The organism is Borrelia turcica IST7 (assembly GCF_003606285.1).
Taxonomy (GTDB): domain Bacteria; phylum Spirochaetota; class Spirochaetia; order Borreliales; family Borreliaceae; genus Borrelia; species Borrelia turcica.
Genome location: NZ_CP028884.1, coordinates 119,810 through 145,533, shown reverse-complemented (window position 1 = coordinate 145,533; position 25,724 = coordinate 119,810). Strand labels below are relative to the sequence as shown.

Annotated in this window: 22 protein-coding genes; 20 read left to right on the top strand and 2 right to left on the bottom strand. The window is 29.4% G+C overall.

The features are described from left to right. The 3 genes from DB313_RS00710 (at position 1) to DB313_RS00700 (ending at position 5,641) form a co-directional block, all read left to right on the top strand. A complete protein-coding gene (locus DB313_RS00710) occupies positions 1 to 3,234 on the top strand; it encodes an efflux RND transporter permease subunit (protein ID WP_120103955.1) in 3,234 nt (1,077 codons plus the stop codon). Positions 3,235 to 3,302: 68 nt separating this feature from the next. Beyond that, entirely contained in the window at positions 3,303 to 3,536 is a 234-nt protein-coding gene (locus tag DB313_RS00705; RefSeq protein WP_420808983.1) for a PG0541 family transporter-associated protein, read from the top strand. A gap of 212 nt (positions 3,537 to 3,748) precedes the next feature. After that, positions 3,749 to 5,641 carry an AMP-binding protein gene (locus DB313_RS00700; protein WP_120103953.1) on the top strand — a complete coding sequence of 631 codons (1,893 nt, stop codon included), beginning with the start codon at positions 3,749 to 3,751 and terminating at the stop codon, positions 5,639 to 5,641. Position 5,642: 1 nt separating this feature from the next. Here DB313_RS00700 and DB313_RS00695 read toward each other — a convergent pair whose 3' ends face one another. Next, a complete protein-coding gene (locus DB313_RS00695; protein ID WP_120103952.1) occupies positions 5,643 to 7,520 on the bottom strand; it encodes a penicillin-binding protein in 1,878 nt (625 codons plus the stop codon). Positions 7,521 to 7,652: 132 nt separating this feature from the next. Here DB313_RS00695 and hisS point away from each other — a divergent pair, with 132 nt between their 5' ends. Then, positions 7,653 to 9,023 carry a histidine--tRNA ligase gene (hisS, locus tag DB313_RS00690; RefSeq protein WP_120103951.1) on the top strand — a complete coding sequence of 457 codons (1,371 nt, stop codon included), beginning with the start codon at positions 7,653 to 7,655 and terminating at the stop codon, positions 9,021 to 9,023. A gap of 43 nt (positions 9,024 to 9,066) precedes the next feature. On the opposite strand, the gene DB313_RS00685 is transcribed toward hisS, so the two are convergent. After that, entirely contained in the window at positions 9,067 to 10,197 is a 1,131-nt protein-coding gene (locus DB313_RS00685) for a tetratricopeptide repeat protein (protein WP_120103950.1), read from the bottom strand. A gap of 182 nt (positions 10,198 to 10,379) precedes the next feature. Between DB313_RS00685 and DB313_RS00680 the strand changes: the two genes are divergently transcribed. From DB313_RS00680 to rseP, 16 genes are all read left to right on the top strand, one after another. Next, positions 10,380 to 11,324: a tetratricopeptide repeat protein gene (locus DB313_RS00680; RefSeq protein WP_120103949.1), complete on the top strand. Its 945-nt coding sequence runs from the start codon at positions 10,380 to 10,382 to the stop codon at positions 11,322 to 11,324. Positions 11,325 to 11,354: 30 nt separating this feature from the next. Continuing rightward, entirely contained in the window at positions 11,355 to 14,057 is a 2,703-nt protein-coding gene (gene greA, locus DB313_RS00675) for a transcription elongation factor GreA (protein WP_120103948.1), read from the top strand. Positions 14,058 to 14,067: 10 nt separating this feature from the next. Beyond that, on the top strand, positions 14,068 to 15,174 hold the full coding sequence (recA, locus tag DB313_RS00670; RefSeq protein WP_120103947.1) for a recombinase RecA: 1,107 nt from the start codon (positions 14,068 to 14,070) through the stop codon (positions 15,172 to 15,174). A 114-nt stretch (positions 15,175 to 15,288) separates the two neighbouring features. After that, positions 15,289 to 16,032 carry a pseudouridine synthase gene (locus tag DB313_RS00665; RefSeq protein WP_238614503.1) on the top strand — a complete coding sequence of 248 codons (744 nt, stop codon included), beginning with the start codon at positions 15,289 to 15,291 and terminating at the stop codon, positions 16,030 to 16,032. Continuing rightward, positions 16,029 to 16,694, top strand: a complete 666-nt coding sequence (cmk, locus tag DB313_RS00660; RefSeq protein WP_120103945.1) for a (d)CMP kinase — start codon at positions 16,029 to 16,031, stop codon at positions 16,692 to 16,694. The genes DB313_RS00665 and cmk overlap by 4 nt, the downstream gene beginning before the upstream one ends. Positions 16,695 to 16,696: 2 nt before the next feature. Beyond that, on the top strand, positions 16,697 to 18,358 hold the full coding sequence (locus DB313_RS00655; protein WP_238614502.1) for a 30S ribosomal protein S1: 1,662 nt from the start codon (positions 16,697 to 16,699) through the stop codon (positions 18,356 to 18,358). After that, a complete protein-coding gene (locus DB313_RS00650) occupies positions 18,351 to 18,953 on the top strand; it encodes a tetratricopeptide repeat protein (RefSeq protein ID WP_174220826.1) in 603 nt (200 codons plus the stop codon). Before DB313_RS00655 ends, DB313_RS00650 begins: the two co-directional genes overlap by 8 nt. Before the next feature lie 21 nt (positions 18,954 to 18,974). After that, positions 18,975 to 19,736: a hypothetical protein gene (locus tag DB313_RS00645; protein WP_120103942.1), complete on the top strand. Its 762-nt coding sequence runs from the start codon at positions 18,975 to 18,977 to the stop codon at positions 19,734 to 19,736. 13 nt (positions 19,737 to 19,749) lie between these two features. Further along, the gene (locus DB313_RS00640) at positions 19,750 to 20,028 is read left to right on the top strand and encodes a hypothetical protein (RefSeq protein ID WP_120103941.1); all 279 of its coding nucleotides are present in this window, start codon (positions 19,750 to 19,752) and stop codon (positions 20,026 to 20,028) included. Further along, positions 20,018 to 20,617: a Maf family protein gene (locus tag DB313_RS00635; RefSeq protein ID WP_120103940.1), complete on the top strand. Its 600-nt coding sequence runs from the start codon at positions 20,018 to 20,020 to the stop codon at positions 20,615 to 20,617. The genes DB313_RS00640 and DB313_RS00635 overlap by 11 nt, the downstream gene beginning before the upstream one ends. 35 nt (positions 20,618 to 20,652) lie before the next feature. Next, on the top strand, positions 20,653 to 21,426 hold the full coding sequence (gene rpsB, locus DB313_RS00630) for a 30S ribosomal protein S2 (protein WP_120103939.1): 774 nt from the start codon (positions 20,653 to 20,655) through the stop codon (positions 21,424 to 21,426). 12 nt (positions 21,427 to 21,438) lie between these two features. Continuing rightward, positions 21,439 to 22,275: a translation elongation factor Ts gene (tsf, locus tag DB313_RS00625; RefSeq protein ID WP_120103938.1), complete on the top strand. Its 837-nt coding sequence runs from the start codon at positions 21,439 to 21,441 to the stop codon at positions 22,273 to 22,275. A 38-nt stretch (positions 22,276 to 22,313) separates the two neighbouring features. Continuing rightward, positions 22,314 to 22,868 (top strand): ribosome recycling factor, encoded by a 555-nt coding sequence (gene frr, locus DB313_RS00620; RefSeq protein ID WP_120103937.1) that lies wholly within the window; start codon positions 22,314 to 22,316, stop codon positions 22,866 to 22,868. Positions 22,869 to 22,872: 4 nt separating this feature from the next. Further along, positions 22,873 to 23,565: a polyprenyl diphosphate synthase gene (gene uppS, locus DB313_RS00615; RefSeq protein WP_120103936.1), complete on the top strand. Its 693-nt coding sequence runs from the start codon at positions 22,873 to 22,875 to the stop codon at positions 23,563 to 23,565. Continuing rightward, the gene (locus DB313_RS00610; protein WP_120103935.1) at positions 23,555 to 24,418 is read left to right on the top strand and encodes a phosphatidate cytidylyltransferase; all 864 of its coding nucleotides are present in this window, start codon (positions 23,555 to 23,557) and stop codon (positions 24,416 to 24,418) included. The genes uppS and DB313_RS00610 overlap by 11 nt, the downstream gene beginning before the upstream one ends. A gap of 18 nt (positions 24,419 to 24,436) precedes the next feature. Continuing rightward, positions 24,437 to 25,723, top strand: a complete 1,287-nt coding sequence (rseP, locus tag DB313_RS00605) for an RIP metalloprotease RseP (RefSeq protein WP_120103934.1) — start codon at positions 24,437 to 24,439, stop codon at positions 25,721 to 25,723. Position 25,724: the final 1 nt, after the last annotated feature.

Genomic DNA, 25,724 nt, shown 5'->3' with positions numbered 1-25,724 from the left:
ATGCTAGTAAAGAGGGTCGTTGATAAGCCAATAACTATGTTAATATTGTTTTCATTAATAACTATGATAAGCTTTTATACCTTTACAAGGCTAAAAATAGATTTATTGCCTACAATGGAAAACAGTGTACTTACTATATATACAGCATATCCAGGAGCTTCTCCAAAGGAGGTTGAAGAAAAAATATCTAGTGTTCTTGAGAGTGGTCTTACTTCGGTAAAGAATGTAGAGAAAATAGATAGCACATCTTCTAAAGGGGTAAGCATTATTGTTATTAAATTTTATCATGGATCTAATTTAGATTTAGCTTTAAATGAAATAAGAGACGTATTTGAATCCTTAAAAGATATTTTACCCAAAGAAGCTAGTTCACCTAAGATTATGAGATTTCGTTCAGGTGATATACCCGTATTGAAATTTGTTATTTATTCAGATAGGTCTGTTTCAGAGCTTAGAAGATATGCCGTTAGCATTGTCAAGCCTAAATTAGAAAGTCTTAATGGGGTTGGTCTTGTAGAGGTTTTGGGTGGTAGTGATAGAAATATTTTGATTGAAATTTCTCAAAATAAACTAGAATCATATGGGCTTACTTTGTCAGAGATAGCAGCAGCAATTTCTTCTCAAAATTTTGAAATGTCGGCTGGTAATATAATAGATAATGGAATAGAGTACTTGGCACAAGTGTCTGGAAAATTTGCTTCAATTAGTGATTTGGAAAATGTAGTTGTTTCTTATAGAAACCCAAATACTTATTCTTCAAGTAATACTTCTCTTGTTCAGGTAACGCTTAAAGATATTGCAAACATTAAGAATACTTTTAAAGAATTAGAAAATTATACTTATTATAATGGTAAGCCCTCTGTTATTTTGGAGGTGAAGAAGCATAGCGATGCAAATTCTATTACAGTTTCCAATACAGTGAATGCAGAAATTGATAAAATCAAGCGTTCACTTCCAAGAGATATATCTTTAGATCTTGTATCAGATACTTCTGAATTTATTAAAGACTCTATTTCTTCTGTGAAGGATTCAGCTTATTATGGGGCATTACTTGCAGTATGTATTATTTTTTTCTTTTTAAGAAGCTTTAGGGCAACAATTATTATTGGAATTTCAATACCATTGGCTGTGGTTATTACCTTTTGTTTAATGTATTTTGCAAATATTTCACTGAATTTGTTAAGTCTTTCAGGACTTGCTTTGGGTATTGGTATGCTTGTCGATTGTTCTATTGCTGTAATAGATAATATATATAAATATAGACAGAAGGGAACAAAACTTATTCCAGCTGCGATTCTTGGAACTCAAGAAATGATGCTTCCAATTGTGTCCTCAACTTTAACATCAATTTGTGTGTTTGCTCCTGTTCTTGTTTTTAGGTCTGAAGTTGGGTTTATTGCCGATATAGTTAGAGATTTTGCTTTTACTATTGTTATATCTTTAGTAGCCTCTTTATTTGTTGCAATTTTTTTAGTTCCTATTCTTGCGACTCATTATGTTGGACTTTATACTACTTTTCAAAAACCTATCAAGAATAAATTTATTAAAAGAGTTGATGATTTTTTTTATGGAGTTTATTATGTTGGAGAAGTATTTTATGTTAAGTTGCTAAAATATGTTTTGTCTCACAAAATAATTTTTTCATTCATTATTATCTTTAGTTTTATTTTAAGTATATTTTCGTTTGTATTTTTAAATGTATCTTCTGGGCCTAGTGTGAGGTATCCTGAAATTAGCTTTAATTTTCAGTTCCCTAATAAGATAGATTTAGAGAGTTCAAAATTTTATGCGGATAAATTTTTAGAAATTATGAAGGACGAAATTAAGGTTTACAAGAGTGTCATTACTGAAGTGTATTCAAATCAAGTGATTTTTCATTTTAGATTACTTTCAGAGGAAGAAACAAGTGAAAAATTTGTTACAGATCCGGAAATTCTTAAATATAGAATTTATGATCGTATTGGAGAGCTTTATCCTGATTTAAATACTAAAGCTTCTACGGGAGGAGGGGGATTTTTTCAAGGTTCTCCCATTGATATTAGGATTGTTGCTTCTGATTTTGAGGTCGCAAGGGATTATGGAAACTTATTGGTTAATGCTTTAAAGAAGGAATTTCCTAAGCTTGTAAATCCTGTACTTAATGTAAAAGATGAAGAACTTCAAATTGATATAGACATAGATAGAGACAAAGTTTATTCTTATGGAATTAATATGAATACTCTTTCACGAGAGATTAAGGCTAATATTGATGGAATTTCTGCAGGGAAATATACTGAGAGTGGTTTAAATTATGATATTTTACTTAGACTTGATAGACGTGACATTACTAACTTAAAGGACTTAGATAAGATTTTTGTTAAAAATACATCGGGAGTTAAAATTCCTCTTTCTTCAGTAGCTAAGCTAAAGAAGACAAAGGGAGTTGGGGCTCTTTTTAGGGAAAATCAATCCTCAGTAGTTCGTCTTGGAGCAGGTATTCCTCCAGGTGAAAATTTGGCTTTAATTACATCAAAGGTAACGGATTTTGTAACTAATAAATTTCCCCAAAGAGATGGCATATTGATTGATTTTAAAGGAGAGTATAATGAATTTACTAAGAATATGGAACAATTTAAGTCGATAATTTTTATGGCTATTTTACTTGTATTTGGAATAATGGCATCACAATTTGAATCTCTTTTAAAGCCATTCATTATTTTTTTTACAATTCCATTAACTGTAGTGGGTGTTGTACTTATTCATTTTATAACAAGAGAGGATATTTCTGTTTTTACAGGTATTGGTATGCTTATGCTTGTTGGAGTTGTTGTTAATACTGGTATTGTGTTAGTAGATTATATTAATTTATTAGTTAAGAGGGGTTTTATCCTCAGAGAGGCAGTACTTGAGGGTGGAAGATCTAGGTTTAGACCCATTTTAATGTCTGCATTAACATCAATAATAGGGCTTATTCCCATTGCATTCTCAGAATCTAGTGGAGGTGCTCTTGTAAAACCTATTGCTATTACCTTTATTGGTGGAATGACAGCCAGTACATTTCTTACTTTACTTTTTATTCCTATGATTTTTGAAATTTTTTCTAAAATATCTATAAAAAATTTCATCTTTTCAAAATCATTAAAATTTGCTAGTAAGAATTCTTCACAGAAGAATGAGGTAAACACTAGTGATGTTAAGAATAATAAGGCCAATGACAATCTTAATAATTTTTTTATTGAAGATGATGAGGATTAGTAGGAGTTTTTGTGTATAGAGTAGAAATAATTTCCAACTTATCTTTAGAGCATGATCTTTATGAATGTATGCATGAAATAGAAAAAGATTTAGGTGAGCCTATATATTACTCTAAGATATATAATGTTCATGGGAAAGGAAGAAAGGGTGAAAAACAGGCCAATGGAGTTTGGCCTGAGGAGAATTTTATTCTTATAGTTTATACTGATAACTTAATTGTTATGGAAAGATTAAAAGTTGCCGTGGAGATGTTGGATAAAGAATATCCTACAGAAGGAATTAGGATTTTTGTCCTGGGTTGATATCTTGGTATTTTTGTAATGAGTAGATTTTAAAAATAATATGTACTAGCTTTTATTAAATTTATTGTCTTTTTTTGTCCGAAATTGTTAATAATGATTATTTTATATGGTATCATTCTATGTTACAAAATGGTTCAAAAATGAAGTTGTGATTTAATAATTTAAGATGGTATAATTTAGAATATAACACTATGAGTGTTGAGTGAGATTGTATGTCAATAGTAAAAACATTTTTTGAAGTTGCCGATAGGCGTGGCGATGAGATTGCTCAAATATATAAGAGCAATAAGAGCTACTTTAGGGTTACTTATAAAGATTTAAAAAATGATGTTTTAAAATTTGCATCATTCTTACAAGAGATGCATTTAGGATATCAGGATAAGGTATTTATTTGCTCTGAGAATAGAATTGAATGGACTGTTATAGATTTTGCAATTTTATCTTTAGGGGCTGTAGATGTACCTAAGGGGGCTGATGTTACCCTTTTTGAAGCTGAAGTAATTATTAATTCTGTTTTGTCCAATATAGTAATAGTTGAGAGTTTGAATCTTCTTAATTTAATTTCTCAAGTTAAGTTTAAGGTAAAGCCTATAATTATTATTATTGATGATTTGTCGGATAAAGATAGAGAGAAATTTAGTGACTTTAAGATTTATTCTTATAAAGAATGTATTGCAATTGGAGATAAGACAAGGAAAGATGAGTCTATTATTAAGGCTTTAAATAGCGTTAATATTCATGATATGGCGACTATAATATACACTTCTGGTACTACAGGAAATCCTAAAGGGGTAATGCTTTCGCACTCCAATTTTCTTTACCAGGTATCTAGTTTTAGTCGGATGATTAATACTATCGAAGGTCAAATATTTATGTGTATTTTGCCAATTTGGCATTCATTTCAGAGGTCGTTTTCTTACAATATTTTTCTTAAAGGAATGACTTGTTTATTTTCAAGTATTGTACCTAGAAACATGCTTGATGATATTAAAAGTATTAATCCTCATTATATTGCTGCTGTACCTAGACTTTGGATTGCAATAAGACAAAATATTTATAAAGAAGTTGCAAAGAAATCATTTTTAGCAAAGTTATTATTTAAATTTTTTGTTAGTGTAGCTTGTTTGAATGATATATGTTATCGGACAACTTTGGGGCTATATCCTGATAATGGATTTAATTTATTAATACCTATAAAAAAAATATTAGGAGTATTGGGTTTAATTATTTTATTTCCTCTTAAAATTTTGGGTAATTCAATTATCTTTAAAAAGATAAAGAAAGTTTTAGGTAATAATTTTGTTGTAGGCATTACTGGTGGTGGTAGCATGTCTTTATCTGTTGTTAGATTTTTTAATTCAATTGGGATTGAGCTTGCTAATGCTTATGGGTTAACAGAAGCATCTCCTGGTGTTGCATCTAATGAGCATGGGAAAACAATACTTGGAACTTGTGGTAAAATATTGCCTGGAACTATTGCTGAGATTAGAGATGAGGATGGTAATAAACTTAAGAAACCAGGTAAGGGTATTTTATTTGTTAAGGGCCCTCAAATTATGCTTGGATATTATCAAGACGAGGAGGCTACAAGGCAAGTTATTGGTTCTGATGGATTTTTAAATACGGGCGATATTGTTAAGTTATCAAAGGATGATGTTGTTCAGGTTATTGGAAGAGAAAAAGATACTATTGTGTTAAATAATGGAGAGAATATTGAGCCTGCTCCAATTGAAGTTAAACTTGAAGAGTCTTTATTAATAGAAAAGGCTGTTGTTGTGGGACAAGACCAAAAATTTTTAGGAGCATTAATTCTTCCTAATTTTGAAGAGATAAATAAATATTTGGAAAGTATGGGTCAGAAGATTCTTGATTATGACAATAGGCGTCAAATTATTGCTAATAATGTTGTGCTTAAGGCTATTAATGACGAGATAAAAAAGCTTATTAATAAAGCCAATGGATTTAAGCCTTTTGAACAGATATTAAAATTCACTCTTTTAGAAAAGCCATTTGAGGTGGGTAAAGAGATGTCAATTAAGATGGATGTTAAGCGTAATTATATTTTAAATCTTTATAGGAATGAAATAAAAAATTTGTTTTCTTAATTTATTTGAGATTTATTTCAAGATTATCTATATCTTCTAGTTTTGTATTAGGGGAGTGTGATTGTTTATACACAAAACCATTTCCTTTTACCTTTATTTTTATATTTGTATAGTTTTTTAGTATTTTCATTAAATCTCTTTTAGAAATTCCTATAAGGTTTGGTAGATATTCTGTTTTGTCATATTTTATTGTGGGTTTTGGTAAACTAATTTTTGAGGGAAATTTAATTTTATTATATTTATCTTTATTGTTGCGATATTCAATTAATTCTATTATTTCTTTTGCCATTGGTGCAGCGATTCTTGTACCATATATTATCTTTTTAGGATATCTGTATACAATATATATAATGTATTGTGGTTCTTCTGTGGGATATATGACTAATATTGATGAGGTATAGTCTTCTTCTGAATATTTTCCAGTGGCTTGATCAATGACTTGTGAAGTTCCACTTTTTGCTGAGATATTTAGATTTTTTATCTTAAGTCTTGGTATTCCACCTTTATTTACAACTTCTCTCATCATTTTTAAAACTTCTTGTGCTGTACGACTAGAGATTACTTTTCTCGTTTCTTCTTTTTGAAATTCTTGAATTGTATCTTCCATTTCATTACTGATTTTTTTTATGATTTTGGGTTTTATCATAATTCCATTATTGCTTAGTATGCTAGCAGCTTGCAGGATTTGAATAGCTGATACTCCTATCTCTTGTCCAAATCCGATTGTGGGTTTGCTTCTTCCTGACCATTTAGAGTAGTGTTTTAAAAGTCCTTTTGTTTCTCCGGGAAAAGGAAAGCCAACTCTTTCACCAAATCCAAAATCGAGAAGCTTTGTATAAAAATATTCATTACTTACTTTGTCTGTAATGTGAGCTATTCCTACATTTGATGAGTGAATTAAAATTCCACTAGAATCAATATACCCATAGGGGGGATTTAAGGTTTTTATTGTGATTACCTCCCCCGATTTAAATTTTTTTTGATATATGCCGTTATCTAAAAATTTTTCATTTAGTTTTAGTTGCCCACTGTCTAATATAATTGCAACTGTAAAAATTTTATTAATACTTCCAGGTTCATAAGTTAAAGAAGAGGCAAAATTATTCCATATGTCTTTAGGATATTTTGAATAATAATTGGCATCATATTGTGGAAATTGAAGCATAGATAGAATATCTCCATTCTTAGCATCCATTACCATAGTAATCATACTTTCAGGATTATTCTCTTTAAAGTATTTTTTAGCTATTTGATTTATGCTTCTTTGTAAATCTATGTCTATTGTCAGGTATATATTGTTTGTACTTAAATATTCGTTTATAGATTGTTGTTTGGTGAGGTCTTCGTTTAGTGTACTATTTAGAGATAATTCAATCCCGTTAAGTCCAATATTGTCAGTTCCTACAAATCCTGTAATATTACTTGCTAGCTCTCTGAAAGGATAAATTCTTGTATAGTCTGGGTAAAGAGTAATTTCTTTTAATCTTCCTTCTGATTGAATTCTTTTAATTAAATCAGATTCTTCTCTTGTTACTTTTCTTTTTATGTACATGAATCCTTTTTTTTCGGATAATTCTTTTTTAAGTATTTTAGGTTCAATTTTAAGAATTGCGCCAAGAGTTTCTGAGATATTTACAATATCTTTTATTCTATTTATATCCGTTCCAACTGAATATGATTGTGAGGAAAAGGCCATTACTTTGCCATTTCTATCATAAATGATTCCTCTTTTTGAAGTATTGTTTATATTTTGAGAGAAATAAGTGGTGTTTTTAAAAGACATTAGAATAAAATATTTATAAATTGGTATTATTGTGATTATTAAGAAAGTTATAAGAACTATATTTAATCTTGATTTGCTAGTAGAATTTTTAGACATTAAATATTGTTAGCAACTCCTTGCATATAATAAACATTTAGTTGTTAAGAATTTAAATGTTAAGTTTTTCTAGTATTTATAATATTATATTATGAAAAGATTAAATTTGAAATTGATAGAGGTTTAAATATAGTGGATGTTAGAACTTTAAAAGGATTTAAAGATTATTTACCAAAGGAAGCGTTAATACGTACTCATGTGATAAAGCAAATATATAGTGTTCTTATGTCATATAATTTTGATTTAATAGATACCCCCATTCTTGAATATTCTGAATTTCTTTTTAGAAAAGGTGGAGATGAGGTAGAAAAGCAAACTTATAGATTTAAAGATAATGGTGATAGAGATGTTTCTATGCGTTTTGACTTAACGGTTCCTTTTGCAAGATTTATTACTACTAATAGGTCTAAACTTAAGTTTCCTTTTAAGAGATTTCAGATAGGAAAGGTGTTTAGGGGTGAGAATACTCAGAAGGGCAGATATAGAGAATTTATGCAATTTGATTTTGATATAGTAGGTGAGGACACTTTTCAAAATGATGCTGAAATTTTATCTATTGTTTATTGTGGACTTGAGGAGGTTTTTTTAAATTTTATAGAAGGTATTGATAGAAAGTTTATTATACATTTTTCTCATATTGGAATATTGAATTCTTATATTGATAAGTTAGGACTAAAGGATAAAAGTATCTTTATTTTAAGAAATGTGGATAAGTTGGATAAAATTGGAATTGAAAATGTCAAGAAAAGTTTGCTTACAGAACTAAGTGAAGATCATGTTAATTTGATATTAGAATTTATAACCTTGCAAGGAACTTTTTGGGATAAAATGGAAGCTTTAAGAAATATTTTAGGGGATAATGATGCCATTAAGAGAATTGAGAATGTTTTTGTGCGTCTTAGTTCACTAGGGATTCAATATTCTTTTAATTTTAATCTTAAAATAGTACGCGGGCTTGATTATTATACTGGTCTTGTATTTGAAGCTGAGATGTTGGGGATTAATATGGGAAGTATTTGTAGTGGTGGAAGATATGATAATTTAATTTCATCATTTTCTAGTTCTTTGCAAAAGGTTTCAGGCGTAGGGGGTTCTTTTGGAGTTGATAGGATTAAAGATATAATTGAGCATGAAAAATTTAGTTATATCAAACTGTTTGTTATTAAAGCTAGTTCTAGAGTATTGATTGTTAATATAGAGAGTAGTTTAGAAAATTATTACTATAAACTTGCGGATAGGTTTAGAAGACATGATTATTCTAAGGTGAATAATATTGCTTGTGAGGTGTACCCAAGAAGCAAAGAGGGCAAAAATATTAAGGAACAAATTGAATATGCTCTTAATAAGGATATAAGGTTTTTAGTTTTTGTTGGTCAAGAAGAGTATAGAGAAGATAAAATGAGAGTAAGAGATTTAACTAAAAAGGAAGAACTGTTATTATCTTTCAGTGAGGCTATAAAAATTATTAAGGGGAATGATAAATTTTTATGCACACCTTTTTAATTTAAAAGAATTTAAGTTTGTTTTAATAAAGTAGCATAAAAAATTAACTTTTTGTCTTCTCTATTGTTCGAATTGTAATTGCATTTAAGGTAAGTTTTCCTTTAGTGTAATCTATTTGTCCAAGAATTTCGACTGAGTCTTTAAAATCAATGTCAATATCAAAAGTTGTTTTTGTTGTGATGATACCTTCAAGAGCATTTTTATTATACCCTACATAAAAGTCAAAATAAATTATGTTGTCTTTTTTCTCAATATTATTTACAATCCCTTCCCATTTTACATATGCGTTTGAATAAATTAATGGAGTTTGTTTAATTTTTTTTAAATCTAAATAATCGTCAAATGTAATAAAATCTGGCCTTGAGATAAAACTAGCAAGATTTTTAGCTTTTAGTTTAATTGATTCTGATGCGTTTGAATTTAGTATTTTATTTATTTCAATTCTTGCAAAGTTATCTTTATTTTCCTTTAGGTGATTTTTTATTTTTTGAAATGAATTTTTAATTTCAGTTTCAGTTAGTATGAATACAAATTGTCCTTCATCGTTTTCGATCTTTTCTTTGTCGTTTATTTTAATGTCGTCAATGTATGCTGTGATATTGTTGATAGCTTTTTTATTTTTTGATTTTGAGCTGAATTGCAATGTAATTATTTCTTTGGAATTTATAAATAAGAATATTACTAACACTAAGGATATAAGACCTACTGTTGTTAATACTATTCTTATTGAGTTAAATAAATTTTCTCCTGTTTTTGCTTTTATTTCTGGAAATAGTTTATCGTATGTTTTTTTTTTGTTAAAAAATAATGTTCCTTGAATTGGATTCTTTCTGATAGTTTCTAAAGAAAGTTCTGACCGTTTTATCTCTTGATTTTCTTCTATCATTTTAAGCCATATCCGTATGGCCTTATCTTCTTTACCTTGAGCTACTAATAGTATTGCAATTGATTGCTTGACATCTGGTTCTGTTGGATTTAAAGTATAGGCCTTCTTTAGATATGTATGGGCGTTTGTTAAATTGCCCATTTTAAGATAAGCCATTCCTAAAATATAATGATAAAAGTAGTAATTTTTATATAAGAATATTTCCTTTTCTAAGAGCTTGACTACTTCTGAATATTTATGAGAGTTGTAATAGTAAATAGATTTATTAATAATTTTATTAGGTTTCATAAAGTAGAAGTTACCCTCATGATTTTATTTTTAATATCATTACATATAGATTTTATCTTAAAAAAATAATAAATAAAATATTGTGTTTTGTTTAAAAAAGGCAGGTTTGACTAAAGGTTGATTAATGTTATAATTTACATAAGTTCTTTTGGGATTTATGTAAATTATAAAGTGGTAGGAATGTGTCATCAGAAAAAATCACGGAATTAATTAAGGAGATTTACTTAAACTTCAGAAAAGGTGACTTTAAGGTAGCTTTGATGAAATCGGAAGAAGCACATTCTCTTGATTTTGATAATATTGAAATTTTAACAGCTCTAAAAAGTTCTGTATATTGGAATGGTCAGGTTGAAAGCCTTGATAGAATAGGTAAGGATTATGAGAAAGCTGAGTTTTTAATAAGGGAATGGAACAATTTTGCAAGAAGATATTTAAAGAAAATGAATTTTGATTTTATTCAAGGGCGTAATTCAATTAAGTATTTTGTATTTCAGTTGTGCCTAGAAATATATAAAAATATATATAAATTACAACCAGAAAATTTAGACATTTTAATAAAGATTGCTAAATCTTACAAGGGGATGGGCAATTATGAGAAAGCTATAGCCGTTTTTTTGCAAATACTAGGAGACGCTAAAGAAAATTCAGATGTGGTGGCTGAGCTTGCAGATTCTTATGCTCTTATTGATGAGATTAAGGAAGCTAAAGTATTGTTTAGAGAAGCTTTTTTTATTAATCCTCAAAAGATAGATATAGATGCGCTTGAATCTGAGATGATACTTAAATTAATAGAAGCTATTAAGGGCGAGAGAAATGTATCCGATACTCTTATTAAGGAATGGATACCTGTTTATGGGACATTGAATGGTGTTTTTAATATAAAAAGAGAATTAAGACCTATTGAACTTGGACATTTGAAACAGTCTGTTTATAGTTTGCGCAATGAACTTAAAGCAAAGTCATATAGGTCAATAAATGAGAGCATATTGCTTCCAAGACTTATTAATAAGTATTTTTGGCTGATTGATCATTACGTGAGGATAAAAGAAGATCGGGCTCGAATTGATGAAATTTTATCTTATATTAAAGAAATAGATATAGGAATATATCAGCAATATGTAAATTAGTTTTAATAAAATTGATATTAGGAGAGTTTAATGTCTAATATTACTATAGAAAAATTAGATAATGTTTTGCAGGAAGATAAGTGGACAAGAATAGTTGTTAATAATTATTCGCTTACCAAGATAAAGGAATTAGATGAGTTAATAGAAGATATCATTTCTGAGAATTTAACAGAAGAGGCTTTAGATATTTGTGGTAAGCATTTAAAAGATGTTAAGAAGAGTATTGCTGGTCTTTATGTTTCGGGTATGCTTATATATAGTAGGAGGCCTCTTAATGATATGAGTTTGCTTACGGTTGTAGATTTATTTTCTCAGAATTTAAAGTGGTCTCTTGTTGAGCATATATGTAATAAAATGCTTTTGATTTCTGAGAATAAACATGCGCTTTATACTCTTGCAAAGATATATGCTCAAAATAATGAAAATGATAAACTTCCAGATATTTGGGTTCGTATTGTTGAGGCTGATGTTGATGATACTACTTTTGTAAGACAACTTGCTACTCATTATGAAAATATTGATCTACAAAAATCTATATATTTTTTTAGGAAAGCTATTTATCGTTTTATTGAAAAAAAACAGATGTCAGGAATTAGGGAAGTATGGACTAAACTAACTCGATATGTATCTGATGATTTTGATTCTTTTCTTCTTATACTGGCAAAGGTTGAAAAAGAACTTGGCTTTAAAAAAGTTGTAGTTCTTTATGAAGATTTATATGAGCACTATTCTGCAAGCGGAAAAGTGGATGAGACAATAGAAATTTTAAAGGGAATATTAAAGCTTGACAATAAAAATCAGAAAGCAAGAGAAAATTTAGTTATTTTTTTAAGAGAGAAGTATAAAGATATTAAAAATATTGAGGAGTATCTTGAAAAGTCGGATATTGAAAACTTAGATAAAAATTTTGTTGATGTTTATTCTGATTTTGAAAAATATTTATTTTTTGCTAAAGGCAATTTTGTATATCATCAAACTTGGTCTGTTGGGATAGTTAAGGAAGTAAATGAACAGGGTATTGTGGTGGATTTTGTATCTAAGCGGGGGCATTTTATTAGTTTTGATATGGCTATATCTGCTCTGTCCCCCCTTGAAAAAGAAGATATACGAGTTTTAAAGGCTATTAAGCCAAAGGAAGAACTTATAGAAAATATTAAAAGAGATGTTGAATGGGCATTAAGGGTTATTATTAAAAGCTATAAATCAATCGATCTTAAGGGAATAAAAAAAGAGCTTGTTCCAAGTTTAATGACTCAAAATGTGTGGAATGCTTGGAGTATTAAAGCTAAGCAAATTTTAAAAGATAATCCTCATTTTGTAATGGCATCTGGCAAAATTGATTGTTATATATATAACGAGAGAGCTTCTAATTTTAATGAAAAAGTTTATGATAAATTTAAAGTAGAGAAGGATTTTTATAAGAGATATGAAATTTTTATGAACTATTGCAATGTCAGTGGTGTTGAAAGGAATTTACATGTTGAGGAGGAAATGCTTAATTATTTTTTAATTTATGTAAATAATTTTACAAAAGTTGATCATCATGTTATAAGTTCTTATGTAATACTTAAGTCTTTAAAAAATTCTGAGAGTGAACTTGCTTTGAAGGTTAATATTGAGAAGGATATTAATTTGGAGGTTCTCTTAAGGGAATACTCTAAGGATATAGTAGATCTTTTTGATTCAATTTTAAATGCAGAAATTAAAAGAGAGTTAGTATCCTTAATTAAGGAAGAGTTGGCTAATTGGGTTGTTTATTATAAAAGACTTTTTCCTTATGCTGTTAACAAAAAATTAATTGATGCTCTTTATAAGGAAGATATAGGAGAGGCGGAACAACTTTTTAATTATGTTATAAAGAATTATAAAATACACAAAGACGCATACATTTGGCTTTTAAAACACCATAGTTCTTACTCTCTTAATTTAGAATATACTGATTCAGAGCTGTTGATAAATTTAGTTAAGATTTTAACAGATAGTATTATTAAGATTAATAATAAAAATAATTCTGTTGCTAATAAGAGAACTTATAAGATGGTAATTAATCTTTTGATTAAGGATAAATATCTTAGTACAGTTTTAAGTGAAATTATGGATGAAGAACTTGCTAAGAGATTATATATGACTTGTTTTTATATAAAAGATTTTCCACCAAAGGATCTCTTAGCCATTAAGACTGCAATAAGGACTGTGTTTGATGATATTGAATTTGAAGATGAGAAAATTCAGGTGTCAGGGGATAAAGTTGAAGTAGGGTTTTTAACTATTTTGAGCTCTTTAAATAGAAAACAAAAGGAGTTGCAATATTTAAAGGATGTGGAGATACCGGAAAATTCGAAAGAAATTGGGAAAGCTCGTGAACTTGGTGATTTGAAGGAAAATGCGGAGTATCACTCTGCAAAGGAAAGACAACAATTTTTAACAAAGAAAATGAATTCTCTTATGTTAGAAATAGATGTGGCTAAGGTTATTGATACTAAGGAGCTTCAAAGCTCTGTTGTTGGATTTGGAACAAAAGTTACCATTTTTAACAAGGATACAGAGGAGGAAGAATCTTATTTAATATTTGGACCTTGGGAGTCAAATCCAGATGAGGGTATTATTTCTTATAAGTCTCCTTTTGGCGAAAATTTATTAGATGCTAAGGAAGGCGACCATCTTGATTTTGTGATAAATGATACTCATTTTAGGTATTGTGTAAAAAAAATAGAGGCTGCTAGAATAAATTAGAAGAGATAAAATGTCAAAGTTAAAGAATCAAAGAGAAGCTAGTGAGAATGGTATGAGTAGTGATAAGTTGAATAAAGAGAAAGCTATTGAGCTTGCTAGGATTCAAATAGAAAAAGATTTTGGAAAGGGAAGTCTTATTAAGATGGGAGAATCTCCTGTGGGCAGGGGAATAGAAAGTATATCGAGTGGTTCTATTTTGCTTGATGAGGCGATGGGTGTTGGAGGATATCCTAAGGGGAGGATAGTAGAGATATTTGGGCCTGAATCTTCTGGTAAGACTACTTTAACTCTTCAAGCTATTGCTGAAGTTCAAAAGGGTGGCGGTATAGCGGCTTTTATTGATGCTGAACATGCTCTTGATCCTGCTTATGCAAGAGCTTTGGGTGTGAATATTGATGAACTTTGGCTTAGTCAGCCCGATACAGGAGAACAGGCGCTCGAAATTGCTGAATATTTAATTAGAAGTGGAGGAGTTGATTTAATTGTTATCGATTCTGTTGCAGCTTTAACACCACAGGCAGAGATAGATGGAGAGATGGGCGATGCTCATATTGGACTTCAAGCGAGGTTGATGAGTAAGGCTTTAAGGAAGATTACGGGAATACTATCTAAGTCTAATTCTTGTATTATGTTTATTAATCAAATAAGAATGAGAATAGGTGTTATGTTTGGGAATCCAGAAACTACTACTGGAGGTAATGCTTTAAAATTTTATTCTTCACTTCGCCTTGAGGTTAGGAAAATTGATCAAGTTACGGGAAATTCTTCTGATGATGTTATTGGCAATAAAATAAGAGTTAAAGTTGTTAAGAATAAAGTAGCTCCTCCGTTTCGTAAAGTAGAGCTTGTTATTTATTTTGGGAAAGGTATTTCTCGTGAAGCTAGTATATTAGACGCTTCAGTTAAATATGGTTTGATACAAAAAACGGGTTCTTGGTATTCTATGGGAAATGATAAATTAGGACAAGGAAGAGAGAGTGTTGTTAATTATCTTGTTAAAGAAAAAGATCTAGTTAATGAACTTGATAGTAAGCTTAGAAAGATAATTTTTGAAAATTTTACTGAAGATTCTTTTGGAGTTAGAGAATTGAATGTTAAGCAAGAAAAAGAGAATTAGTTTAAATTTTTATTGATATCTTAAAGAGATTTTTTTGAGACCTCTTTAAGGTATCTTTATTACATATTGATTTATATGGTTAAATAGAAAGTTTAATTTTAAATGAGGAAAGTATTGACAGTAGGGATTGAGGAGCTTAGAGTTCATGTTTTTTTGGCGGGAAAAGGAGTAGATTCAAGAAGGTGTTGCGAAGATCTTGTAAGAAAAAATTTTGTGAAAATCAATGGAAAGCTTGCAAAGCTTGGAGATAAAGTAATTTTAGGAGATAGAGTAGAGTGTAAGGGTCGTGTGTTTATTTTTAAAGAATCCAGAATTGAAAGTAAACTTTATATAGCGCTTCATAAACCTAAGAATTATTTATGTTCTAATTTTGATCCAAGTGGAAGAAAATTGGCAATATCTTTGGTTCAGCCTTTATTTAAGGAGAGGCTGTTTTCAATGGGTAGGCTTGATTTTAAGAGTTCTGGACTTTTGCTTTTTACTAATGATGGGCAGTTTGCAAATAATATTGTTCATCCAAGAAATGCAGTAGAAAAGGAATATGTTATCGAGTCAAAAAAGGATATTAATGAGGATTTACTTATTGATTTTAAGCGTGGAATAAGAATAGACGGAGAAACTTTTAGATTAAAATCTTATGTAATGCTTAATAAGAATTCTGCTAAATTGGTTTTAACAGAAGGTAAGAATAGAGAAATTCGTAAAGTTTTTTTAAGTAGAAATATTTTTTTAAAAAAAATTCATAGAATTAGAATAGGGAATATTAAATTAAATGATTTAAAAGAGGGACAAATTAGAATTATTCCTTTAATTAAAGTTGATAAATTAAAGACGGAACTTTTAAGGAGTGTGAAATGATTGTAGCAATTGATGGTCCTTCGGCTTCAGGGAAAAGTTCAATTGCAAAAGAATTAGGAATGAGGTTAGGTTTTAAGTTTATTAGTTCTGGCTATCTTTATAGAATAATAACTTTAATTGCTCAACAGTTTACTCTAAATGAATACGATTTACTTAGTGAGAGCAAAATTTTAGAACTTATTTCTCAAAATGATATCAAGTTTGATGGTGTTGATTTTTTGCTTAATGATAAAAGTGTTGTAAAGCATATTTTTAATGAGAGGATAGATTTGCAAGTTTCACTTTATTCTTCTTATATAGGTGTTAGGAAGATTGTGAATAAAAAATTAAGAGAAATAGTTAAATTAGGGGATGATAATTATATAATAGAAGGTAGAGATATTACTACTGTGGTTTTTTCAGAGGCAGATTTTAAGATATATGTGGATGCTTCTGTTAAAGTTCGTGCTTTAAGGCGACATAAACAAAGAAATGGAGATATGGCTTTGAATGAGTTAGAGCATGCACTAGAAAGACGAGATGAAATTGATAAGAATAAAGAGTATGGTAGATTGAAATTAGCTAAAGATGTTTTTTATATTGATACAAGTTATAAATCCTTAGATGATGTATGTGATAGTATTATAAAGACTTTGAATTTGAAAAAATGTATAGAGAGGTGAGCATGGAAAATCAAGAAGATTTACAAGAAAATTATCTGAAGGTTCTTGAAAGGGTGGATCTTGGAAGTAATGTTTCTGGTATTGTTGTAAATATTATGAAAGATTATGTACTTGTGGATATTGGTTATAAATCTGAAGGTTTTATTAGGATTGATGAATTTGAGAATATTCCAAATATTGGAGATAAGATTGATGCGGTGGTTACTAGAATAGGGGGAGAATTGGGCTTGATTCTTAGTGTAGAAAAGCTTGACTCTCTGAGTTTTCAAGACAAGGTTGACGAATATATTACAAATAGAAAAGTAATTAAGGGTAAGGTTTTATTTGAGATGCCAAGTGGATATAAGATTCAGATTAATGAAAATACTACTGGATTTCTGCCATTGTATTTAAGTTCTAAGTCTAGAGACGAGAAATTAAAGAGGGGTTCAATTATTGAATTTTATGTTATTGAGGCAAGTAAGACTGATGGTTTGAGACTTATACTTGATAGGCGGACTTTAGAACGGGAACGAGAGATTGAAAAGAGGAAGGAGTTTGTTAGTTCTTATAATGAGGGCGATGTGGTTGATGGGGTTGTTGAGAAAATCATAGATTATGGAGCTATCATAAGGGTTAATGAATTTGTTTTAGGAATATTGAATAAAAGGAATATTGCCTTTACTCGTGTTGAAAATATTGAGGATTTTGTTCATGTTGGTGATAAATTAAAATTGAAAATCATCAAGCTAAACTTGAAGACAGCAAAGATGGAATTGTCTCTTAAAGCTTTAAAGACAAATCCTTGGGATTCTATTGAATCTAGATATAAGGTTGAAAGCATTGTAAAGGGAAAGGTTGTCAAAATATTACCCTTTGGTGCTGTAGTTGAGCTTGATAGTGAGGTATCGGGATTTCTGCATGTAAGTAATTTTTCTTGGGTAAGAGTAATAAAGAGTCCTCAAGAAGTGGTTAAGATTGGTCAGATTATAGAAGTTAAGATTTTAGAGATAGATAAGGAAAATCAAAGAATATCTTTAGGTATTAAGCAAGTTAATGGAAATCCTTGGGATAATTTGGATGAGAGATTTTCTGTTGGAAAAGTTATTCAAGGTGTTGTTAAGAATATTACAAAGACAGGTGCTTTTGTTAATATTGAAGAGGGCATAGATGCATATATTAGCAAATTTGATATTTCTTGGGTAGATGACATTAATCCTGAGGATTACTTTAAATTGGGAAGCTCTATTAGTGGAAAAGTTATTGAGTTTGATGCAAGGAAACAAAACATTAAATTGGGAATTAAACAACTGGAAGAGAATCCTTGGGATGATTTTGCTAGGAGTTACAAAAAGGGTGATTCTCTTGAGGTAGAAGTTGTTGAGAAAAAATCGAAGGGACTTCAAGTAAGAGTTTATAATAAAATAATGGGATTTATTAGTAAAATACAACTTGGAGATACTAAAGAATCTAGCATGGATACTTTTGACAATTTGAATGTTGGAGATAAACTTAAAGTTATATTAACAAATATTGACTCTAAGAATAAATTGGTTTTGCTTTCTTATAGGGAATATAAGAGTCAAAAATCAAGAGAAGAAATTTCTTCTTACTTGTTTAAGGAAGATGACGAGGAGTCTTATAAGCCATTTGAAAATCTACTGAAGAGGAATGCGGATGTTTAAGGGTAGGGTTTTTATAGGAATTCTTGCAGTTATTGTTTTTGTGGGTATTATAGCTGTTTTTTATAGTTCTATGGATGTGGATTATGTTAAGACAGGAGGAGAAATAGTAGAAAAGCTTGAGAGTGATTTAAATCTTTATTTAAGGGAAAAAAATAGTGAGGGAAAAAATAAGATAGAGCTTAGAATAGAGGAATCTATAAATAAGGTAACGGATGTTGCATATGAATTTTTGCCAAGATTTTATCTTGCAAGGTCTACTTATTTTCAGAGCAAGAATTTATATAAGGAAGCTCTTGATGATTTAGATATTGTCCTTAAGTCAAAATGGATTGAAAGAGAGATAGCTTATATTAATAAAGCTGTAATTTATGAGAAAATGGGACAAATAGAGGATGCTTTGTTGGTGTATGATGGCATTATTAAACAGACAAAGTTTGAATTTATTAAGGTTAAAGCTTTGCTTGGTAAAGCTTTAATAGTTGAAGGTAGAGATAAAAATATGGCTATAGATATATATGATCAAATTTCTAAATTTTCTTATGAAAATAATTTATATGTGAATATAGCTAAGAATAAGCTTTTACAGCTTAAATGATTCAGTTTTATTTATTGTAAAATGATAAAAATTTTTGGGAGTATATTAAGTTTTTTTTTATTTTTAGGATGTGGAATCGAGGATATTGCGATAGTTGACTCTCCTATTAAGGTCGATAGTAGAGCATCTAGGGATACTCTTGCTTTTTTGTTACCTTCTGGATATTTTAATAAACCAAATACTTCTAAAGTTAGAGGATTTGATATCTATTATAAATTTTATCCTGAAGGGTCAAATTATCACTCTGATAGTTTTTCAAAGACGGTTCAAAAGGATTTTGATGCTTTGAAGGGAGTTTTTAATAATGTCACTGAGTTTAATAATAGAGGATTTTATAAGATAAATTTACATGATAAGCGTTTTTCAGGGAGACCAACTGTGAAATTAGATAAAAGTTGGATTGATGGAAAATTTCCTTTATATTTTGAACTTAATTTTGAAGATTTAAGAAAAAGCACTCCTGGGTCAGCTTTTATTAGTATAAGGAAGGGTAGTGATTCTTCTGCACCTCTTATTTCTGATATTAGAACTATATATAGATCTTATGTTGTTGATGGCTTATATGCTGAATTTTCTGAAGCTCTTAAAAAGAGTAAAGTTTTAGATGTTGATCAGAGGCCTTTGGATCTTAAGCATATTAGCAATGATTTTTTCACAAGAGATGTTTCTCCTAAGTATAACTTAGTAATTTTTGTTATGGCAGTGGGTAATGTTATAGAAGATGATTTTTATAGTGTTATTTTAAATATAGGTAGCTTAGATAGTTTTAGATTAGAGACTTAGTTAAAGGTGAATCATGATAACATTTTTTTTTCATTTAATTTTGACTAATATTGTTATATCTTTTGTTGTGAGTTTTTTTGTTGTTTTTTTTGGTGTATTAAAGTTTGGATTTTTATTAGTTTATTTTATAAGTTTTCTAGGAGGCATTTTATTTTTATTTTTTATATCTCTTTTTTATTCTGATTATTATAATAGACAAATAGATTTTTTGTTTTATTTATTTCCAATTATTGGTTCAATAGTTTTTGTATCTTTATTAAGATTTTCTGAGAGAAATAAAAATGATTTATAAGGAGAACTTTGAGATAGTTCTTGTATCGAATTCTCTTGCTAGAGCAGAGTTTTTAGAAGCTTTAAAAATTAATTTTTTGTCTCTTAGTGTTGAAGTTGATGAAGATTTAATAATAAAAAGTAAAGAGAAGGATGCTACGGAGAAAATAGCTACTCTTAAGCTTTCTAGTGCCATTGAAAAATATGGTAAGGAAAAGTGTTTAATTACGGTTGATACTTTGTTAAGAGATGAGTTTGATTATATTGGTAAAATAAAAGATGAAAAAGAAGCTTTTAGTAAAATAATGGGATATAGTAACAAACTTGTTGAGATAGAAACTAGTTTTTGTATATTTATTCCAGTAAAAGAGACAATAGTCAAGGCCTGTGAGGTTTCATTTATTAAGTTTAAAGAATTAACTCCAGATGTTGTTCATCATTATGTTGCACTTGGATATTGGAGAAATAAGTCGGGGGGAATCAGTCTTAAGAATGGTGTTGCAGATATTTTAATTGAATATATTAATGGTAGTTATTCAAATATAATAGGCTTACCAATTGGTTTATTTTATGATATTCTTATTAGAGAAAAAATAATATCCGCTATTTAGGTAGTGAGTAAAAGAGAAGGATTTAGGAGGTTGTTTTGGCAGTTATTACTATGAAGAGTCTTTTGGAGGCTGGAGTTCATTTTGGACATCAGGTAAAAAGGCTTGATCCAAGGATGAAGAGGTTTATCTTTTCTGAGAGGAATGAAATACATATTTTGGATTTGCAAAAAACTTTGCAAGGAATTAAGGATTCTTATGAACTTGTTCAAAGCGTGATAAAGAGTGGTAAGAAGGTTTTGTTTGTTGGAACTAAGAAGCAAGCAAGTGAAATAATTGAACAAGAAGCTAAAAGAAGTGAGATGCCTTATGTGAATAATAGATGGCTTGGGGGGATGCTTTCAAACTTTAATACTATTAAGAAATCAGTTCAGAAGCTAAAAAAATTAGAGAAGATGGAAATTGATGGTACTTTTGATATGATTAGCAAAAAGGAAGTTTCTCAACTTAATCGTGAAAAGTTAAAATTAGCTAAGAATTTGACGGGGATTAAGGATATGGAGGATCTTCCTGGTGCGGTTTTTATTATTGATCCTAAAAGAGAACAAATAGTTATTAATGAGGCTAGAAAACTTGGTATTCCTATTATTTCAGTTGTTGATACAAATTGTAATCCAGATGTCATTGACTGTCCGATTCCAGGGAATGATGATGCAATTCGTTCTGTTGCGTTATTTACCAAAATCATATCTGATGCCATCCTTGAGAGTGATAAGGAAGTAGGGATTCAAATAGTTGAGAATTTAAATGAAGAAGATTTGATGAATGAAATTGAAGTTAAGAATGGTACTGAAAAAGAAATAGAAGAGTAGAAGGAGAATAATATGAGTGTTAATCCTCAAGAGGTAAAAAAGCTTAGAGATGCAACTGGGGCTGGATTTGGTGATTGTAAGAAAGCTTTAGAGGTTGCTGGTGGTGATTTTGAATTGGCCAAGAAAAAACTTAGAGAGATGGGAATAGCATCGGCCGATAAGAGAAGTGATAGAGACGCGAAAGAGGGTCGAGTATTTTCTTATGCAAATAAAGAGAGAGCAGGTCTTTTACTTATTTCATGTGAAACAGATTTTGTTGCTATGAATAGTGATTTTGTGGCTTTTGGAAATTCTTTAATAAAAAATTTAGTTGAAAATGGCAAAGATTCTTTAAATGAAGAACAAGAACATGAAATTAAGAATTTAGCAGCTACGATAAAAGAAAATATTCAAGTAAAGAAGATTTATATTACAAATATTTCATCTAATGAACTTGTTAAGAATTATCTTCACGGTGAACAGTCTAAAATAGGTGTGTTTGTTAAATTAAGAGTTGATGATGCTGTGAAAATAGGAGATGAGAGGTTGAATGGTCTTGCTATGGATTTGGCTTTGCATGTGGCAGCTTTTGCTCCGCTTTATTTAAGTGTTGATAATATTTGTCCTGATTATATTAAGGAGCAGGAAGAGGTATTTATTAAACAGATGGAAAATAGTGGAAAACCTGAGAATATAATTAAGGGAATAGTGTCTGGAAAACTTAAAAAGCATTTGGGAGAAATTTCTCTTTTAGAACAGAGTTTTGTAAAAGACGATAAATTGACTGTTAAAGAAAAGGTTGAAGAAATTTCAAAGTTAATTTTAAGCAGGGTAGAGATAATTGATTTTAAATATTTAGGTGTTGGGTAATAATTTGATATTGTCCTTTTAGGTTTAAGGAGGCTTGAGTGGAGGAATATAAGGCTTTATTGGACGAAAAAATGAATAAAGTTCTTTTGTCTCTTGAGAATGAATATAAATCTTTAAGAACAGGTAGGATAAGCAGTGTTCTTTTTGATAAAGTATTGGTTGATTACTATGGAGAAAAAACTCCTTTAACTAGAGTTGCTAATATTAGTATTCCAGAAGCAAGGCTTGTTGTAATCCAGCCTTGGGATAAGAGTTTATTGGGTAAAATAGAGCAGGCTATACTTAATTCAGACCTTTCTATGAATCCTTCAAATGATGGATCTGTACTTAGAATTAAAGTTCCTGCGTTGACTGTTGAGAGACGTAAAGAGATAGTAAAACAGGCAAAAAAGATAGCTGAGGAATATAAGGTTATGGCTAGAAATGTTAGGCAGGAGTTAAATAGTAAGGCAAAAAGTCAAGAAAAAGACTCTGAGATTACGGAAGATGATTTACGGCGAATTTTAGATGATGTGCAAAAAGGTATTAATTCTTATATTAAAAGAATAGATGAAATTTTAGATTTAAAAACAAAAGAGATCATGGAAGTTTAAATTTATGGACAGAGATTCTCTTCCGATGCATATTGGAATCATCATGGATGGTAATAGGCGATGGGCTTTAAAGAGAGGTATTTCTTTACTTGAAGGACATAAAGAAGGTTTAAAGAGAGCTAAGGACATAATTAAACATTCTGTTAAACTAGGTATAAAATATTTGTCCCTTTATGTATTCTCTACAGAAAACTGGAACAGAACAAAGTATGAAATAGAGTATTTAATGTTTTTAATTACTAATTACTTAAGCTCTGAATTTGAATTTTATAGTGAAAATAATATAAAAATAGTAGTTTCCGGAGATATTGAGGCTTTAGAAGGGAGAGTAAGGGAATCAATTATTGATGCTGTTGATTTTACTAAAAATTTTAATGGGCTTATTTTAAATTTAGCCATTAATTATGGCGGGCGAAATGAAATAGTTAGGGCTGTTGAAAAAATACTGAAGAGTGATTTAAAACTTAGACCTTTAAATGAAGTTGAATTTGAAAAATTTTTAGACAATCCAGAGCTTTGTGAACTTGATCTTTTAATACGTACGGGAGGGGAGATGAGAATAAGTAATTTTTTTTTATGGAGAGTTGCTTATTGTGAATTTATTTTTTCAAATATTTTATGGCCAGAGTATTCTATTTCTCATTATGATAAAGATTTAAGATGTTTTAAAAAAAGGAAAAGAAATTTTGGGAGATAGAAATTTGTTTAAACTTAAGGCTAGAAGGTTAGCATTCATTAAGCGACTTGGAACATTTTTATTTTTTGTACCCTTAGTTTTGTTTTTAATATTTTTGGAGTTTAAAAATTATTTATTTATTAATATTTTAATTTTTATTTTTAGTGGGATTTCTGCTAAGGAAGTTAATGATTTACTTAAGGCTAAGTCTTCTTCTATTTCAAATACTTTAGCATTCTTTTTAGGAATATCGCCTCCAATTTTGACATATGTACATTTTAATATTTTTGATTTAGGTATCAACATAATATTTTATTTAGTTATAACTTTGGTTTTTAGCAATTGGATTGTGAATTTAGCTTTCATTAAGGAGCATGAACTTGTTAATTTTTTATCGCAGGCCACTTCAATAATTTTTATACTTATATATCCTGGTATTTTAATATCATTTATTGTTGCTATTACGACTTTACCAAAAGCTCCTATTCTTTTATTAATACTTTTCTCTATGGTGAGTGGCAATGATACTTTTGCTTATCTTGTTGGATACTTTTTTGGAAAAAATAGCTATAGACCCACAATTATTAGTCCCAATAAAACGATGATGGGATTTTTGGGTGGAATATTCTTTTCCGTTTTTGTTGCAATAATTGTAGTATTTTTAGGAGTAATAAGTTTAACATATGGAGAAGCTGTTATTTTTGGTATTTTAATGGGATTTTTTACTATTGTAGGTGATTTGTTTGAATCTGGCCTTAAACGTAGTGCATCAGTTAAGGACTCTGGAAATATTATCCCTGGTAGAGGTGGTGCTCTTGATTCAATTGATTCATTTCTTTTAGCGGGTCCTATATTTTATTTATGCTTGGCATAGAGCTTTTTGGAGGAATTTATGTATATTTTGCTTAGTATTTTGGGTTTTACTTTAATAATATTCATCCATGAATTAGGTCATTTTTTATTTGCAAAGCTTTTTAAGGTTAAAGTTGAAGTTTTTTCTATTGGAATAGGCCCTAGCATTTTTAAGTTTAAAATCAAGGATACAGAATATAGATTTTCTCCTATTTTTTTGGGAGGATATTGCAAACTTAAGGGAGCTGAACACTTAGAAAATGAGCTTAAATTAAACAGGGAGATTGAGGCAGATAAAGACTCTATTTTTGGTATTTCTAATTTTAAGAGAATATTAATATATTTTGCAGGCCCTCTTTTTAATTTAATTATGGCATTTATTATTTTTATTGCAATAGATATGATAGGAATTGTATCTCTTGATTATGCTAACAAAATAACTGTTGTAAATAACAATGCTTTAAGTAAATTTAGAGATGGGGATATTATTTTAAGTGTTAATAATAGCGATATAATTTATTTTTCCGATTTAAAGCGAGTGATTCCTGTGGAGGATGCTAGAGTAGCTTTTACGGTTTTAAGGGAAAATGAAAAAGTTAATTTTGAAGAAAATTTAAATCTAGAAAAGTTTTTCAAGGAAGTTAGCCCTTGGGTAGATCTTGTTATTTCTAAGGTTGAACCAAACTCTCCAGCTGAAGTTGCAGGTTTGAAGGCATATGATAAGATAGTAAGCATTAATGATGTTATTTTAAGTAATAATAAGCAGTTGCATAATTTCATTATGAATCTTGATGTTGATATGGTAGAGATTAAATATGATAGAAATGGAGAGATTTTGGCTTCAAAATTGGTATTTCAGGATACGAAAAAAATTTTAGGAGTTTATTTCTTGCCTAGTTTGGAAAGAATAGTTAAGACAGATAATATTGGGATTGCTATTGTAAATTCTTTTAATAGAGTTTTAGGGATTTTAGGTGATATTCTATATTCTATAGTTGAATTATTAATGAATTTAAAAAAGAACTCTAAACATGTTGTAGGACCTGTTGGGATTATTAATATTCTTTCTAGCTCCTCTTCTCTTGGAATCTTATATTGGCTTAATACTATTGCTCTTTTTAATTTGCTAGTTGCTGGGATGAATTTATTTTTTGTTGTAATTCCAATATTTGATGGAGGTCAAATTTTAATTGCCTTAATTGAAATTTTACGTGGAAAAAGATTTAAAGCAAAATTTATTTATTATTTTTACGGCATTGGTATTTTTTTGGTATTGGGGCTTTTTATTTTGGGACTTTTTAATGATGTGAGTAATATTTTAAGGTAAA